At 71.7% G+C, this 14,101-nt stretch carries 16 protein-coding genes and 1 pseudogene; 6 read left to right on the forward strand and 11 right to left on the reverse strand.

The annotated features are described in order from the left end of the window. Positions 1 to 26 precede the first annotated feature (26 nt). Positions 27 to 818, forward strand: a complete 792-nt coding sequence (locus OG625_RS09695) for a VOC family protein (RefSeq protein WP_329378356.1) — start codon at positions 27 to 29, stop codon at positions 816 to 818. Between the two features lie 25 nt (positions 819 to 843). On the opposite strand, the gene OG625_RS09700 is transcribed toward OG625_RS09695, so the two are convergent. Further along, positions 844 to 1,407 (reverse strand): O-methyltransferase, encoded by a 564-nt coding sequence (locus OG625_RS09700; protein WP_329378358.1) that lies wholly within the window; start codon positions 1,405 to 1,407, stop codon positions 844 to 846. Between the two features lie 23 nt (positions 1,408 to 1,430). Beyond that, a complete protein-coding gene (locus OG625_RS09705; protein WP_329378361.1) occupies positions 1,431 to 2,000 on the reverse strand; it encodes a DM13 domain-containing protein in 570 nt (189 codons plus the stop codon). Between the two features lie 169 nt (positions 2,001 to 2,169). On the opposite strand from OG625_RS09705, the gene OG625_RS09710 reads away from it, so the two are divergent. From OG625_RS09710 to OG625_RS09725, 4 genes and pseudogenes are all read left to right on the forward strand, one after another. Next, entirely contained in the window at positions 2,170 to 2,373 is a 204-nt protein-coding gene (locus OG625_RS09710; RefSeq protein ID WP_329378363.1) for a hypothetical protein, read from the forward strand. 18 nt (positions 2,374 to 2,391) lie between these two features. Then, positions 2,392 to 2,721: an SHOCT domain-containing protein gene (locus OG625_RS09715; protein ID WP_329378364.1), complete on the forward strand. Its 330-nt coding sequence runs from the start codon at positions 2,392 to 2,394 to the stop codon at positions 2,719 to 2,721. A 16-nt stretch (positions 2,722 to 2,737) separates the two neighbouring features. Beyond that, entirely contained in the window at positions 2,738 to 2,881 is a 144-nt protein-coding gene (locus OG625_RS09720) for a hypothetical protein (protein ID WP_329378366.1), read from the forward strand. A 43-nt stretch (positions 2,882 to 2,924) separates the two neighbouring features. After that, positions 2,925 to 3,401: pseudogene (locus OG625_RS09725) on the forward strand (DUF389 domain-containing protein). Between the two features lie 44 nt (positions 3,402 to 3,445). On the opposite strand, the gene OG625_RS09730 reads toward OG625_RS09725, so the two are convergent. After that, positions 3,446 to 4,135: a winged helix-turn-helix transcriptional regulator gene (locus tag OG625_RS09730; protein WP_329378368.1), complete on the reverse strand. Its 690-nt coding sequence runs from the start codon at positions 4,133 to 4,135 to the stop codon at positions 3,446 to 3,448. A gap of 80 nt (positions 4,136 to 4,215) precedes the next feature. Between OG625_RS09730 and OG625_RS09735 the strand changes: the two genes are divergently transcribed. Further along, on the forward strand, positions 4,216 to 5,082 hold the full coding sequence (locus tag OG625_RS09735) for a methyltransferase domain-containing protein (protein WP_329378371.1): 867 nt from the start codon (positions 4,216 to 4,218) through the stop codon (positions 5,080 to 5,082). Positions 5,083 to 5,102: 20 nt separating this feature from the next. On the opposite strand, the gene OG625_RS09740 is transcribed toward OG625_RS09735, so the two are convergent. From OG625_RS09740 to OG625_RS09775, 8 genes are all read right to left on the reverse strand, one after another. Continuing rightward, entirely contained in the window at positions 5,103 to 5,561 is a 459-nt protein-coding gene (locus OG625_RS09740) for a phosphatase domain-containing protein (RefSeq protein WP_329378373.1), read from the reverse strand. Next, positions 5,558 to 6,526: a lysylphosphatidylglycerol synthase transmembrane domain-containing protein gene (locus tag OG625_RS09745; RefSeq protein WP_329378375.1), complete on the reverse strand. Its 969-nt coding sequence runs from the start codon at positions 6,524 to 6,526 to the stop codon at positions 5,558 to 5,560. Before OG625_RS09745 ends, OG625_RS09740 begins: the two co-directional genes overlap by 4 nt. Next, positions 6,523 to 8,898: a PEP/pyruvate-binding domain-containing protein gene (locus OG625_RS09750; RefSeq protein ID WP_329378377.1), complete on the reverse strand. Its 2,376-nt coding sequence runs from the start codon at positions 8,896 to 8,898 to the stop codon at positions 6,523 to 6,525. Before OG625_RS09750 ends, OG625_RS09745 begins: the two co-directional genes overlap by 4 nt. Then, entirely contained in the window at positions 8,891 to 9,946 is a 1,056-nt protein-coding gene (locus OG625_RS09755; RefSeq protein ID WP_329378379.1) for a Rieske 2Fe-2S domain-containing protein, read from the reverse strand. Before OG625_RS09755 ends, OG625_RS09750 begins: the two co-directional genes overlap by 8 nt. Before the next feature lie 55 nt (positions 9,947 to 10,001). After that, positions 10,002 to 11,003 carry a Rieske 2Fe-2S domain-containing protein gene (locus tag OG625_RS09760; protein ID WP_329378381.1) on the reverse strand — a complete coding sequence of 334 codons (1,002 nt, stop codon included), beginning with the start codon at positions 11,001 to 11,003 and terminating at the stop codon, positions 10,002 to 10,004. Next, entirely contained in the window at positions 11,000 to 12,109 is a 1,110-nt protein-coding gene (locus OG625_RS09765; protein ID WP_329378383.1) for a Rieske 2Fe-2S domain-containing protein, read from the reverse strand. Before OG625_RS09765 ends, OG625_RS09760 begins: the two co-directional genes overlap by 4 nt. Beyond that, positions 12,106 to 13,023 (reverse strand): polyprenyl synthetase family protein, encoded by a 918-nt coding sequence (locus OG625_RS09770; RefSeq protein WP_329378385.1) that lies wholly within the window; start codon positions 13,021 to 13,023, stop codon positions 12,106 to 12,108. The genes OG625_RS09765 and OG625_RS09770 overlap by 4 nt, the downstream gene beginning before the upstream one ends. Before the next feature lie 212 nt (positions 13,024 to 13,235). Further along, a complete protein-coding gene (locus OG625_RS09775) occupies positions 13,236 to 14,030 on the reverse strand; it encodes a TauD/TfdA family dioxygenase (RefSeq protein ID WP_329378387.1) in 795 nt (264 codons plus the stop codon). Between the last annotated feature and the right edge of the window lie 71 nt (positions 14,031 to 14,101).

A 14,101-nucleotide genomic window follows, 5' to 3' on the forward strand; every position in this document is an offset into this window, starting at 1 on the left:
GCGACTCAACGGAGGAGACGGCTGACATGACCGAGGCAGCGACAGCGACCCGGCACACGCCCGGCACCCCGTGCTGGGTGAGCCTGATGGTGCACAGCCTCGGATCCACCGAGGACTTCTACGCCGACCTGTTCGGCTGGGAGTACGTGCCCGGCCCCGAGCAACTGGGCCCGTACGTCCGGGCCGTACTGAACGGCCAGGAGGTGGCCGGAATCGGCGAGATGCCGCCGGACCGGCACCTTCCGGTGGCCTGGACCACGTACTTGGCCACCGACGACGCCGACGCGAGCGCCGAGGCGATCCGTTCCTGCGGCGGCACGGTGGCGGTGGGCCCGCTGGACGGCGGCAGCGCCGGGCGCGTGGCGATCTGCTCCGACCCGCTGGGCGCGATCTTCGGACTGTGGCAGGCGCGGGGCCACATGGGGACCCAGCTGCCCGGCCCGCCCGGCACCCCGGTGTGGAACGAGCTGGTCACCCAGGACACCTCGACGGTCGGAAAGTTCTACCAGCACGTCTTCGGCCACGAGGTGCAGGCCCACACCACGGGCCCCGACGACTTCGACTACCTCACCCTCCAGTTGGGCGGCCGCCCGGTGGCCGCCGTGCACGGGGTCGGCCGCTCGCTGCCGCACGACCGGGGCCCGCACTGGATGGCTTACTTCGAGGTCGAGGACACCGACGCGGCCGCCGCCCGGGTCACGGAGCTCGGCGGGCGCGTGGTCGAACCGCCGAGCGAGGGCGTCAAGGGGCGGGTGGCCACGGTCGCGGACCCGGAGGGCGCGGTGTTCACCGTCGTGCGCTCGCGGCGCGGGGACTGACGTACCCGGCGTGCGCGGTTGGGCGTCAGATCCGGGTCGCGAGGACGAGGCCCGAGGACCAGTCCAGCCTGGTCGCCGCGAGCCGCGGTTCGGCCAGCAGGCGCTCCGCCAGCGCCTGGGCCTTGGGGCCGTGGCCGGGCGGCCACGTGGCCTGCGGCAGCAGGTCGTCCACGACGTACAGGCCGCCGGGGGCGAGCAGTTCGAGGGCGTCGTCGAGCTGCTCGAACTTGCCCGCCCAGGTGTCGGCGAAGATCAGGTCGAAGCGTGCTTCCTCCGCCACCAGGCGCTTCAGGAGCGCGCCCGCGTCGTCGTGCACGCACCGTACGCGCCCGTCCCGGCCCAGGTGCCGCTCGGCGATGCCCACCAGCGCCGCCTCGCTCTCCACGGTGAGCAGCGTGCCGGCGGGGCCCATCCCGCCGAGCAGCCAGGTGGTGGACATGCCCGCGCCGGTGCCGAGTTCGAGCAGCCGGCCGGCCGGCTTGGCCGCGGCGAGCGTGCGCAGCAGGGCGCCCGTGCGCGGGTCGCACGACATCTCGAAGCCGAGGCCTGCGCAGGCCTCGGCGATGGAGTCCCGTATCTCCTGGGTCATATGCCCTCCCCCTGTGGGTCCGCTCACACCTTACTGAGGGCCGCCGCGCCGAAGGAGACGTCGAAGCGGTCGCACCAGATCGTGACGCTGCCGTAGTCGGCGAGGTTCACGCCGGCCGGGATCTCGTAGTTCTGGTCGCCCTTGTTGCCCTTGAGCTTGCCCAGGCTGACGTACTTGCCGTCGTCGAAGACGGTCCAGCCGGCCACGCCCTCCTTGACGGGGGCGTCGGTGAGCCACACCCGCAGGTCCGGGCCGTTGCTGGTGTCCAGGTTCTCCAGGCGCAGGGTGTGGGAGCCGTCGGCGAGCCGGACCAGCTTCACCGTGCCGGTGGTCGCGTGCTCGTGGCTGATCAGGCTGCCCCGCGCCACGGTCTGCGGCCCGGCCGCACCGGAGGGCGCGGTGCCGGGCGCACCTGAGGCGGCCGGGGCCGCGGGGGCCGCGGGGGCCGCCGGGGCGGACGGCAGCGCCTCGCGGACGGTGTCGTTCTGCCAGAGCTTCCACGGCTGGAACCAGTACAGCCCGGCGCCCAGCACCACCACCGCCACGATCGCCGCGACCACCACGATCGGGCCCCGCCGCCTCGAACTTGCCATCACGTATGCCTCTTCCTCGCTGATCCGTCCTTCGCATTCAACGCGGCGCGCCCGGCGCACGCCATGCCCGCCCTGATGACGAAAGCCTTACGTCGTCACGATGCGGCCTGAGGAATGCCCAAGAAGATGACATTCATCCGTTTCGTCATTTCGGGAAGGCGGCTCGCTCATGCCCACTGGCCTTGTGCCCGACACGGTCGGCCCGGTCGATGTCGCCGTGGTCGCCTTCGAAGGCAACCGGTTCAACGGTGACGTCGCCCCGGCCCTGCGCGAGCTGCAGGAGAGCGGGGTGGTGCGGCAGGTCGTCTTCATGGAGCGGATCCCGCGGGGCGACGTCGTACGGGCGATCGCCGCCCTGGACCAGGAGGGTTGAGCCGTGTTGCGTCGGAGGATGGGACGACCGGGGCTGCTGGGCACGATGGCCCGAACGGCCGTCGTGGCGGGCACGGCCACCGCGGTGTCGGGCCGGATGCAGCGCTCGGCCGCGCAGCGCGCCGAGCGGGAGCAACTGGCCGCCGAGGCCCGGCAACAGCAACTGCTGGACCAGACCGCGGCGCGGTCGGCGCCGCCGGCCCCCGCCCCGGTGGCGGCCCCGGTCGCCGCCGCCCCCGCGAGCGACCGGATCACCCAGCTCACCCAATTGTCGGAACTGAAGGCGCAGGGCGTGCTGACGGAGGAGGAGTTCGCGGCGGAGAAGGCGCGGATTCTGGGCAGCTGGTGAGGACGGGCGGTCCCGCATGCCACAAGTCGATGCGGCCGCCGCGCGGTGGATGGCCGGGGCCCTCTTCATCGAACGCTTCTGGCGCAGTCCCGGTTCCATCCGGTTCTGGGTACTGCTGGTCCTGGCGGCGATCACCGCGAGCGCGGGAGTGGTCCCGTGACTCGACGGCCACCGTGATCGGGGCGATGATCGTCGCCCCGCTGATGACCCCGATCCTGGGCAGCGCGCCGGCCCTGGTCCTCGCCGACCGGCACCAGGTGGTGCGCTCCGCACTGCTGGTGCTCGGCGGGGCCCTGACGGTCGTGACCATCGGCATGCTGATGGGGTGACTGGTCTCGCCGCCCGACGCCTTCGCCACGAACAGCCAGGTGTCCTCGCGGATCAGCCCCCGGCTCATCGACCTGGTCGTCGCCCTGGCCACCGGCACCGTGGGGGCGTACGCGCTGGTGCGCTCCGACATCTCCGACACCCTGCCGGGTGTCGCCATCGCCATCTCCCTGGTGCCGCCCCTGGCGGTCACCGGCCTCCCGCCCCAACCGGCCCCCACCGCCCTGCGCGCCGCGCTCGACGCGAAGGGCATGCGCGACGCCGACCTCGAACTCCACCTGGTCGGCGGCCGCACCCACTGGTGCCCGGCCGACACCACCACGTGCACGGTCCGGGAGTCGGCCCGCAGCTGAGCGGGACGACCGGCCGCGAGCCCGCGCCGCGGCCGGTTCCGTCCTCACGGTCCGGGCGGCGCGAGCTCCCGGGCGGGCGTGCGCCAGGCGAACCAAGAGGGGAACGCGGCAACGAGCTCGGGGTCGCCGTCGATCCGAACGCGCCCGGACCGGCGCGCGGCCTCCAGCGTGGCGGTGCCCGCCACCATCCGGTGCAGCTCCGCCAGATCGGCGCTCACCCATACGCCGACCTCGTACCCGGGGTGTACGCGGCAGGCACTCACATCGCCCCCGGGCGCCAGCACGAGCCACACGTGTTCGTCCGGCACCCCTTCCAGTCGCAGCGCGAACTCCACGACCACCCGCGCCCGGGGCAGCGCCTCGGCACGCACGAACTGCCGCAGCCGCCACAACACCCAGCCTCCGTCGAGCTGTTCGCGCATGGGGTCACCGAAGGACCAGCGGCGCGCCCAGTCGCCGAGCTGCCAGACCAGCGGTTCGAGTGCGGCGCCCGCGGGCGTCAGCCGGTACGCGGGGCGGCCGTCGGCGTCCAGGGCGCGCAGGACCAGCCCGTGGGCGCGCATCCGGCGCAGGCGCGCCGACAGCAGGCTGCGGCTGATGCCGGGCAGCCCGCGGTGGATGTCGTTGAACCGCTCGGAGCCCAGGAGCAGCTCACGCAGGACGAGCAGGGTCCACCGGTCTCCGACCGCTTCGACCCCCGCCGTGACCGGGCAGTACTCGATCCCCCGCCGCATGGCCCGCCCCCTCGCGTCCCCCACTGACCGGTCCACTTCTTGTACCGGTGCCCGCGGACCGAGCATAGGAGGCTCGGTCCGTGAACACTCCGCCAGCCGCCTCCGGCTCCGCCCCCACGTCCACGTCCACCTCCACCTCCACCTCCACCTGGGCCGCGGGCGACTACCCCGCGATGGCCCGCCGGCTCGTCCCGGCCTCGGCGCGGGCCGTCCTGGCCGCCGCGCCCGGCCCCGGCACGACTGTGCTCGACGTCGGCTGCGGCACCGGCAACGCCGCCCTCGCGGCCGCCCTGACCGGCGCGACGGTCACGGCCGCCGACCCGACGCCGCGGCTCCTCGCGATCGCCGCACGTCGGGCGCGCTCCGCGGACCTCCCGATCGCCTTCCAGGACGCCGACACCGACCACCTCACGGGCACGTACGACCGCGTCCTGACCGTGTTCGGAGCCATGTACGCCCCCGACGCGACCCGGGCCGCCGCCGCCCTCACCCGCTGCTGCGCCCCGGGCGGGCAGATCGTGACGGCCGCCTGGACACCGGACGGGTTCATGGCCGCCGCCAATCGCGTCATGGGCGCGTACCTCCCGCCCCCGCCCGCCGGCGCGCGACCGCCTACGCGCTGGGGGGACGAAGCGTTCCTGCGCGGCCTGTTCCCGGGCCACGAGGTCGCCGTGACCACGGAGCACGTCCGCTTCGCCTTCGGGTCACCGCTCGCGGCGGCCGAGTTCTGGGTCCGCACGGCAGGACACCTCCAGGCGGAGCGCGACCGGCTCCGCGCCGCCGGCGCGTGGCAGGCGCTCCACCACGATCTCGCGGCACTGTTCGCCGAGTGGAACCGGGACGCGGGGGCCGGGGAGGACTCGGGCGTGCACGTCGATTCGGCCTACCTGCTGGGTGTGATCCGCCCGGCCCCGGGCACCGCCCGCGCGCTGTGGTCGGGTGTCTGATGAAGATCTCCAGGAGACTCCTAGGACTGCCCTGAGCCCGAGCCTTCGGCAGCGTAGACCTGACGGATGAAGCGCCGTTGCCACCGCATTTCGACCGCACGGGAGTGGTAGTTCCGCCTCACCCACTTCACCGCCTCCTTGGGATCCATGCCCTCGAAGACGCACATCACGGAGAGCCCCGTACCGGTCCGGCCGACGCCTCCCCCGCAGCAGACCTCGACGCGTTCATCTGCGGCACGGTCGTAGGCGATGCGGAGTTTGCGCATCGCGTCCATGGGGTCGGCGGGAAGCCAGAAGTCCCGCCAGGGAACCCACAGGGACTCCCACGGCGGCTTGGGCGGTTCGTGGTCCGTCAAGTGCACCGCGAAGGTAGGGGTCTGCCCCTCTGGCAGGTCGTATCTGAGCCCGCGTCCGCGAATCGTCCGCCCCGACGGGAGCGTAACCACCTTGGGGGTATCGGTGTTCCACAGTTCGGTCATGACGAATCCCGTTTCGATCGGTTGCGTAAGAGCGAGTTGTCGGCCATTGCAATCATCCCCAGCGGGATCTGGGGAAGCACTTGTTGAGCATGGAGAACCAGTGCGAACGCCAGACCTTCAGCCTGCCCGAGGGCGCCCACTGTCGCGCCCAGCACGGCCGCCTCGAAGGTCCCCAGCTGGCCCGGCAGGGTCGGCAGAACGTTGGACACCTCGATCGACAGCAGTACGAGCACCAGGACGGCCACCGACAGCCGTAGGTCCAGCGCCTTCGCGATGACCACCGCGGCCAGGAGATCCAGTGCTCGGGCGACGACCGCGGCCACCCCCACCTCCGCGAAGACGCGCGGGCGGCGGACCGGCCCGAGTGCTGTGCGCGCGTCGAACACGATGGTGCGCAGCCGGCCCTCCCGGGCGGGGGCGGACGGAGTGCGCACGACCCTCACGATCAGTACGAACGCTACCAACAGCACGGCCAGGTACACCCAGGCGACGGCCGACGCCCAGCCCGGCACGTTGCTCCCCGGCCACCATATGAACACCAGAAAGGGCACGAGGCCCAGGCTGGAGAAGAACTTGCGGACCACCATGAGCGCGACGGTCACCGTCCGGGCCACACCCTCGCGCAGGAGATAGCCGATCCGGACGAACTCGCCCACGCCCTCCGGGCTGACGGCCGCCGCGGCCTGGACGGCGAACTCGATCCGCACCAGGAGGGAGAACCGGATCCTGGACTCGGTGAACAGCGCGTTCCAGCCGACGGCCCGGGACACCTGCGAGGCGACATTGGCCAGGACGGCCACGGCCAGCCAGCGCCAGTCGGCGGCCTCCAGTGCCGCCCACAGATGCCCCGGGTCCATGCCCCAAAGGGTGACCACGAGGCTGACGCCCACCGCCGCGAACAACAGTGTCCGGATCACCCGGTCGCGCGTGCTGTGATCCTTCGGCGGGGACTCGGTCGGGGTCACGGCTCGCTCCGCACCCGCACGGTGCCTCCATCACCGTCCACGGTCAGCACGTCCCCGGTCGCGATCCGCGACGTCGCCGTCCGCACACCCATCACCGCCGGGATGCCGTACTCGCGCGCCACCACCGAGCCGTGGGACAACGCGCCCCCGACGTCGGCCACCACCGCGCCGGCCCGGGCCAGCAGGGGCGCCCACGCCGGCGTCACCTGGCGTACGACGAGCACTTCGCCCCTCTCCAGCGCGTCCGCGTCCGCGAACTCGTGGATCACCCGGGCCCGGCCCGTGTAGCACCCCGGGCTCACCGGGGATCCGCTCAGCCCGTCGCCCTTGCTCTCCCCCCGCTCGGTCCCGAACAGCGCCAAGGAGGTGATGTCGGACCCGAAGAGCGTGATCCGCGCGTCGGCGGGGACCACATCGGGCGGATTGAGCCGCCGCTGCCACTGGCGCCGCAGTCGGCGCTCACGCACCAGGCCGCGCCACCGCGCGTCGTCCGCGTCGGCGTTCACCCAGCCCCTCAGCTCCTCCCCGGTCAGGTAGAACACGTCGTCGGCCACGTCGAGCAGGTCGGCGAGGACGAGCCGGCGGCCGAGTTCGAGATATCCGGCCCGCATGAACGGCCAGCCGAGCGTGAAGTAGTGCAGGGCCTCGTCCCGTACTCCGCTCCAGTGGTGCGCCCACTGGTGGACCTCGCGCCGCAGTCGGCCGGCCGGACCGCGTCCGAGCCGGCGTACGGGGGCGCCGCCAGGGGCCGCTGCCGGCGCCAGGCCACTCGGTTCGCCTCCGTCGCGGCGGCCGGCGATCACCGAGCGGAGCATCGAAGGATCGTCGATCGCGGTGGGTTCGGCCGGGTCGAGGCTGTACACCAGGTGGCCGAAGCGTCGCAGGTACTCCCGCAGCAGTTCTTCCTCGTCTTCCGGGGTGGCCGCCGCGACCCGGTCCAGGGCACGGTCGGCCTGGTGGGCGAGCCGATCGTCGCCCACGAGCAGGGATCCGGCCGTGAGCCCGGCGGTGCGCCGACCGCCGCGCGCCAAGACCAGCCCCAGCAGCCACTCGCTGGTGTTCCAGTGCCAGGCGAGCCCTCCGATCACCGCCCAGTACCGGGCGCTCAGGTCCTCGACGGCCCGGATCCGTCGCAGCACTTCGGCCGACGTCAGGTCCTCGAGAGGTGCGTTCCGTGCGCGCTCCAGGCCTTCCTGGAGGGCGGGCAGCACCTCGTGCCGCCAGCGCCGCTCCACCGGTGAGAGGTGGAAGGCCAGCCAGCGCGCGATGAGTCGCAGGGTCCGCAACGGATGCTGGGAGAGGGGGAAGTCGAAGCGCAGATAGGCGAACCCGTTCACCGTTCCGTGCATCGGCTCCGGGATCAGCGGACTGCGCGCGCGCAGTTTGCGCGGACCACCCCAGTTGGTCGCCCACCGGTCGATGAGCGACGGGAACAGCGTGGTGGCGAAGAGCGGGGAGAGCGGATCGGACAGCCACGAGTCGCAGATGCTCATCCGGGCCCATCGCGCCCCGGGGACCTCGCTCGCCCAGTCGCCGAACTGCGTCGGCGGCGGGACGGCGGCGGTGATCGGGCGAGCCTGCAACAGGTGCAGTCCGGTGTCGTCCAGCGCCCATTCGATGTCCTGCGGTCCACCCAGCGCCCGCTCCACCGCCAGCGCCGTGCGCACCAGAGAGCGAAGAGGGCCCTCGCCCTCGGCCGTCTCGCCCATCCGTTCTCCGAACGCGGTGCTGAACACGGGCGTGTGAGGCTCCTTCCGGGAGTACACCGCCCGGTTCGGCTCCGCCGTCCCGTCCACGAGCTGCGTGCCGAGCCCCTCGACCGCCTCGACGAGAACCAGCTGGTCGTCGTCCGCGACGGGGGCCTCCGCGGTGAACACCACCCCGGCCCATTCGGGCACCACCATCGCCTGGACCACGACGGCCATCGCCGGGGCCTCCTCGGCGAGGCCGATCCGGCCCCGGTAGACGCCGGCGGCGGCGGAGTGCCGGGACCGCTGGCAGCGGGCGACGGCGGCCAGCAGCTCGTCGAAGGTGCGGACGCCGAGCACGCTTTCGTACTGGCCGGCGGCACTGCTTTCCGCACCGTCCTCGTTGGTGGCCGACGAACGCACGGCGACGCCGTGCGGGGCGGGCAGGGCCTCCCAGCACTCCCGCACCTGATCAAGGACGTCGTCACGCAGCCCCGATCCGCCGGTGCGCCCCCCGTCTCCCTCCAGACCCGCCACGGTGGTGAAGACATCCACCGGGAGACAGAACCCGGGGGGTACGGGAAATCCCGCCGCCATCAACCGGCCCAGCCCCTTGGCCTTGCCCCCGACCCGTCCGACGGGCAGGTCCGCGGCCTCGGTCAGGCTCACGACGCCCTCAGCCATGCTCTGCCACCTCCACCCACTGCTGATAGAAACGTCGGAATCGCCGCACGGCGTCGTCGCCGGGCACGTAGATGCCGTGCCGGTCCCCCGGCAGCATCGTGTCGAAGACCGGGAGGTCCTGGCGGGCGGCCACCTGCACCTCCGCACGGTGCACGAGTGCGCGCAACCACCCCAGGGCACCCGCCCCGTCGGGGTCGACGGAGGCATTGATGTGCTGGATGCTGTGGTGCTCTCCGATCGGGGTGACGGCCAGGACCATTCGGTACAGGCGCCGGCCGTCCGCGTAGTACTCGATCTCCTGGCAGCTCGCCCAGCCGCGCATCCGCAGGGTGAACTCGCGCGCGTTGAGCCCGAACGCGTTCGACACGGTGCCCAACGCGCCCCGGTACGCGGGCCAGGTGAGGGTCGCGTCGCAGCGCTCCGCCGGTTTGTCGTCCGGCGCCTTGTCGCCGGTCTCCTCCTCCTCGCGGGCGTCCGAGAAGGCGATCCGGGCCTCCCCGGTCACCGTCAGCCCGTGCAAGGCCACCAAATGGTCCGGATCGTAGGTGTTTTCCAGGATTCGCCTGGTGGTGGCCCGGGTCGGGTCGGCCAGCCGGAAGCTCCGGACGCCGGGAATCTGCCGCGCTTCGAGGTCCGGCAGGTCCGGAGGCTCGTAGCGGGGCGTCCCGCTGCCGTACCACGCCCACACATAGCCCGAGCATTCGCGGGTGGGCAGCGCGGTGACGGCGGCCCGCGCCGGCGGGCGTCGCCCCGGCACGAAGACACACGCCCCGGACTCGTCGAACCGCCAGCGGTGGAAGGGGCATTCGAGCGTGCCTTCGACCACCTTGCCGCCGTGCAGGGCTGCCCCCGCGTGCGGGCAGATCGCGCTCTGCACATGGGCCCGGCCGTCGTCGCCGCGCCAACCCACGTAGGAATCGCCGAACAGCGTGATCCGGCGGGGCCGACGCCGCAGATCCGCGGAGGGCAGCGCGACGTACCAGCCCGAGGCGAGGTTCGTGACGGGCCGTGGCGACGCGGCCATCCGCTCCGACGTCTTGCGCCTCATCCCGTCCCCTTCCGAACAATCCGCCGTCGTATCCGCGCCGCCTTGGACCGGCCTCTCACTTGTCCCCCCGCCCCGTCCAACGGCGATGGAACTGACGGAACCTCAGTACGCCCTCGTCGTCAGCGGTGTTGATCGAACCGTCGGTTTCCTCGGCGTCCCGGTAGATGCGCAAGTCCGCCCGGGTCCCCCACCAGTGCTGGAGCCGGTAGCCCCAGAAGACCGGGAAAGAACCGAGCAGACCGTCGGCCCGCGGCACGACGGTCCAGCCATGCATCGTGGTCCGCCCCTGCGCCACCGGCGTCACGGCGAGCAGCTCGTGCGCCACCGGGCGGTCGTTCAGCTCGAACGTCAGCACCTGGTACGAAGGCGTCGAGCGCAGGTGCAGACAGAGCCGTCCAAGACCGCCCGGCCGCCGGTCCAGCGGAGGCGGCAAGGTGATCGCGTCCGTGGTGATGCGCGCCGCGATCGTGTGCCGGTCCCCTTCTGCGTCCCAGGTGAGCCGGAGGTCGTCGGAGATCCCGTGGATCACCGGGAAGTGGGGTACGTCGAATCCGTTCTCCAGCACCCGGCGTGCCGGTGCGGGGGTGTCGAAGGAGAACCGGTAGCGCCGGTGGGCCGGTGCCTGCCGGTCCAGGTGGGGGAAGTCCGGCGGCGGATACTCGGGGACCTCCGATCCCACCCAGGTCCAGACATAGCCGAACCCTTCCCAGGAGGGGTGTACCCGGGCCGAGGCGTCGCGCGGCACCCGCCGGGTGGCGGGGGCGGCCACACAGGTCCCCTCGCCGTCGAACCGCCAGTGGTGGAACGTGCACCGCAGCTCCCCGCCCACCACCTTCCCGAGCTCCAGGGCGGCTCCCTGATGGGGGCAGAAGCGGTCCATCACGACTGCCGCGCCGTCTCCCGCACGCCAGAGCACCACCTCTCGCCCGGCCACCACGGCGGCCAGGGGCCTTCGCCCCACGCCGGTGGAACGCCCGGCCACGTACCAACCACGCGCCAGATCGCGCGGCGGTTCGAGATCCCGGGGCGGCCGTCCCCGTACCGGCGCGAGGCTCATCGGCCGACCTTTCCGTCGTCCGCGGCGCGGTCGACCCATGACTGGTAGTAGCGGCGGAACCGGAGCAGCCCGTTGTCGTAGCGCACGTAGACCGTGGGCTGGGCGTTGCGGGTCGAGTCGTAGACGGGTACGTCCTGGAAGGTCCCCGCGCGGTTCTGGACCCAGAACAGGACGTAGTTGAAGAGGGTGCGGTGCCAGCGTCCGGTGCGGCGCACCCCGGCCCAGCCGACCTGCCGGGTAGCCCGGTCCCCCTCGGGGACGATGCCCATGATCACTTTGTAGACCTCGGTGCCGTCGACGTACGCCGTGAAGCGCTGGCCGCCCGGCCATCCGTCGACCAGCAGTTGCATGTGGCGACCCATCGCGAAGGTGGAGACGACACCGGTGATCCAGCCCAGGGGTGAGCGGCGCAGCGGCGGCCGCCATGGCCGGCCGGAGAACCACACGCCGAACCAGGCGTCGTCCCGTGTCAGCGGCGGACCGTTGTCCGCCGCCTCGGACTGTTCGGCCAGCACGCGGAACTCCACCTTGTCCAGGGCCAGTCCGTGCAGAGCGCTGAAGTGCTGGTGGTCGACCGCGTTCTCCAGTAGTTGACGGATCGTTCCGGTGGTCGCGTCGTCATAGGAGAAGCCGAGGTAGCGACGGGGCCTGTCGGTCAGCGCCGGGAACTCCGGCAGCTCGAAAAGGGGTTCGGTGGTGCCGTACCAGACCCAGACGAACCCGTACGCCTCGCGGGTGGGATAGGACCGGGTCCGGGCCGTCGTCGGGATGCGCGAGAGGCCGGGGATCGAGGAGCAGACCCCGTTGCCGTCGAACCGCCAGTGGTGGAAGGGGCAGCGCAGTTCGCCGTTGACGACGTCCCCGAGGCCCAGGTTGGCGCCCTGGTGCGGGCAGTGCGCGGACACGCACCGCACCACCCCCTTCCGGTCGCGCCACAGCACGACCTCGCGCCCGAACAACCGCATCCGGTGCGGCCCCTTGCCCAGTCGGGAACTCTTGATCGCGGCATACCAGGAGGCGGCGATGTTCGCTCCGGCGGGATTCGGCGGGGCGGCCGAGGCGGGGACGGTCCGAAGCTCTTCCTGGGAGCCGTCTGCGCCGATCACGCCGCCGCCCGGCCGCGGACCACCTCGGCGGCCCAGCGGAGCATGGACGCTCGCTCGCCGAACCCGTCGAGCTCCGCCACCGCCCCCGTGATCAGTCCGCGCACCCGCTCACGTGCCTCCTCCACCCCCACCAACCGGGGATACGTCCACTTGCCGGCGGCCCGGTCCTGGCCGACTTCCTTGCCGAATTCCTCAAAACTCGACGTCTCGTCGAGAATGTCGTCGACGATTTGATACGCGAGCCCGAGATTCCGCGCATACGTGGCGAGGCGAGTGATGTCGTCCTGCGACGCCCCTCCCAGAATCGCCCCGGTGACCACGGACGCCTCGATGAGCGCACCGGTCTTCTTGATGTGCATCTCCTCCACGGTCAACGGGTCGACATCGTCGCGTCCCTGGGAGTAGAGGTCGAGCGCCTGGCCGCCGGACAGGCCGGACGGGCCCACCACCTCGATGAGTTTGGCCATGACGCCCAGCAGTCTCTCCGGCTGCAGCGAGTCGGAGTTCTGGAGTATGAACTCCAGCGCATAGGCGAGCAGCGCGTCACCCGCCAGCAGCGCCATACCCTCACCGAACACCCGGTGGTTGGAAGGGCTGCCGCGGCGGAAATCGTCGTCGTCCATGGCCGGCAGGTCGTCATGGATGAGCGAAGCCGTGTGCAGCATTTCCAGGCCACAGGCGGTGGGAAGTGCGATGGATACGTCGGTGTCGAATATCCCGTAGGCCAACAGGCACAGCGTCGGCCGGATGCGCTTCCCATCGGCCAGCAGCGAATAGGCCATGGCCTCGCGCAGTCGAGGCGGTTCCACCGAGTCGACGGAGGAGCGCAGCATCTCATTGACCTGGCGGCGGAATTCCTCCATAGGAACCGGAAGGCCTGTTTCCACTTGGGTGTTGTCAATCGCGAAGGACACGAAGCTCACTCTCCCCATGGATGCACCGAACGGGCCATCGCACGAAGGGGCGGTGGCCATGATGCAGATTCACAGCGATGGAATAGAGGCTGACGGCGGATTCCGGCGTCGATCGCACCAATCCGGCCTGCGGATGTGCTGCGTTCGACCCTCCGGGACCCTTCGTGCAGAGATGACGACGGATGGATCGCAGTGCGACGGCCGGCGTCTGCTCAGATCGCCAGTACCCGCGCTTCCGCGCCTGCCGTCGCCTTCGACAGGGGACTGGCGGCAACGCTCATGCGCTTCAACCAGCGGTCCGTACCGTCGAACCGCGGCTCGAAGGCCCGACGCCCGTGCACGGCACGGTAGTTGTCCACGATCAGCACGTCCCCCTCGCCGACCACCACGTCGCGCTGGGCACGGGTGAGCTCGTCGACGATCGCGGCCAGCGCCTCGGTGGCCTCACCGTCGCCGGCCAGTGCGGTCGTATAAGGGGCGTCGATCCGCAGGCTGGGAGCCTCGGGGTCGCCGAAGAGGAGCGCGACCGGCTCCGGGTTCTCGTACATCTCGTGCGCACGCCGGAGCATCTCGCTGTCGGGTGCGTACCTGGCCAGTTGACGCAGGTGCTCCAGGTCGGGCCGGATCAGAAAGCGCCGCTCGCGGAGCACGGAGCGGTGGCCCTCGGCCAGCCGCACGTCGTTGACCGTGCCGATCGTGGTCGGCACCCGGTCGGGGTTCCTGATGCCGAGGAGCGCCAGGTAGCGGCATCTGTCCTGGTGAAAGCCGTCCTCGGTGTGCCATTCCAGGGCGACCGAGCCATGGCCGCTCTGTTCCTCGCGGTCGCTCTCGACCGGGAGGAGGTTCTGGACCATCCGGCCCCGCTGGATGGTCGGCCACGCGAAAACGCCACCCAGGCTGGAGGCCAGCAGGGCCAGCTGCGCCTCCTCCAGCTCCTGGCGGCCGTCATCGAGGGCTTCCTGCCAGGAGAGCGGAGTGGGCCCGCACCGGCCGGGGTCGACGCGCACGCCTGAAACGCGCAGCGCACACAGTGAGGGTGAGTCCTTGAATTCGTTCAGTACCGAGCGGATCGACACCG

The sequence above is a fragment of the Streptomyces sp. NBC_01351 genome (genome assembly GCF_036237315.1).
GTDB lineage: Bacteria > Actinomycetota > Actinomycetes > Streptomycetales > Streptomycetaceae > Streptomyces.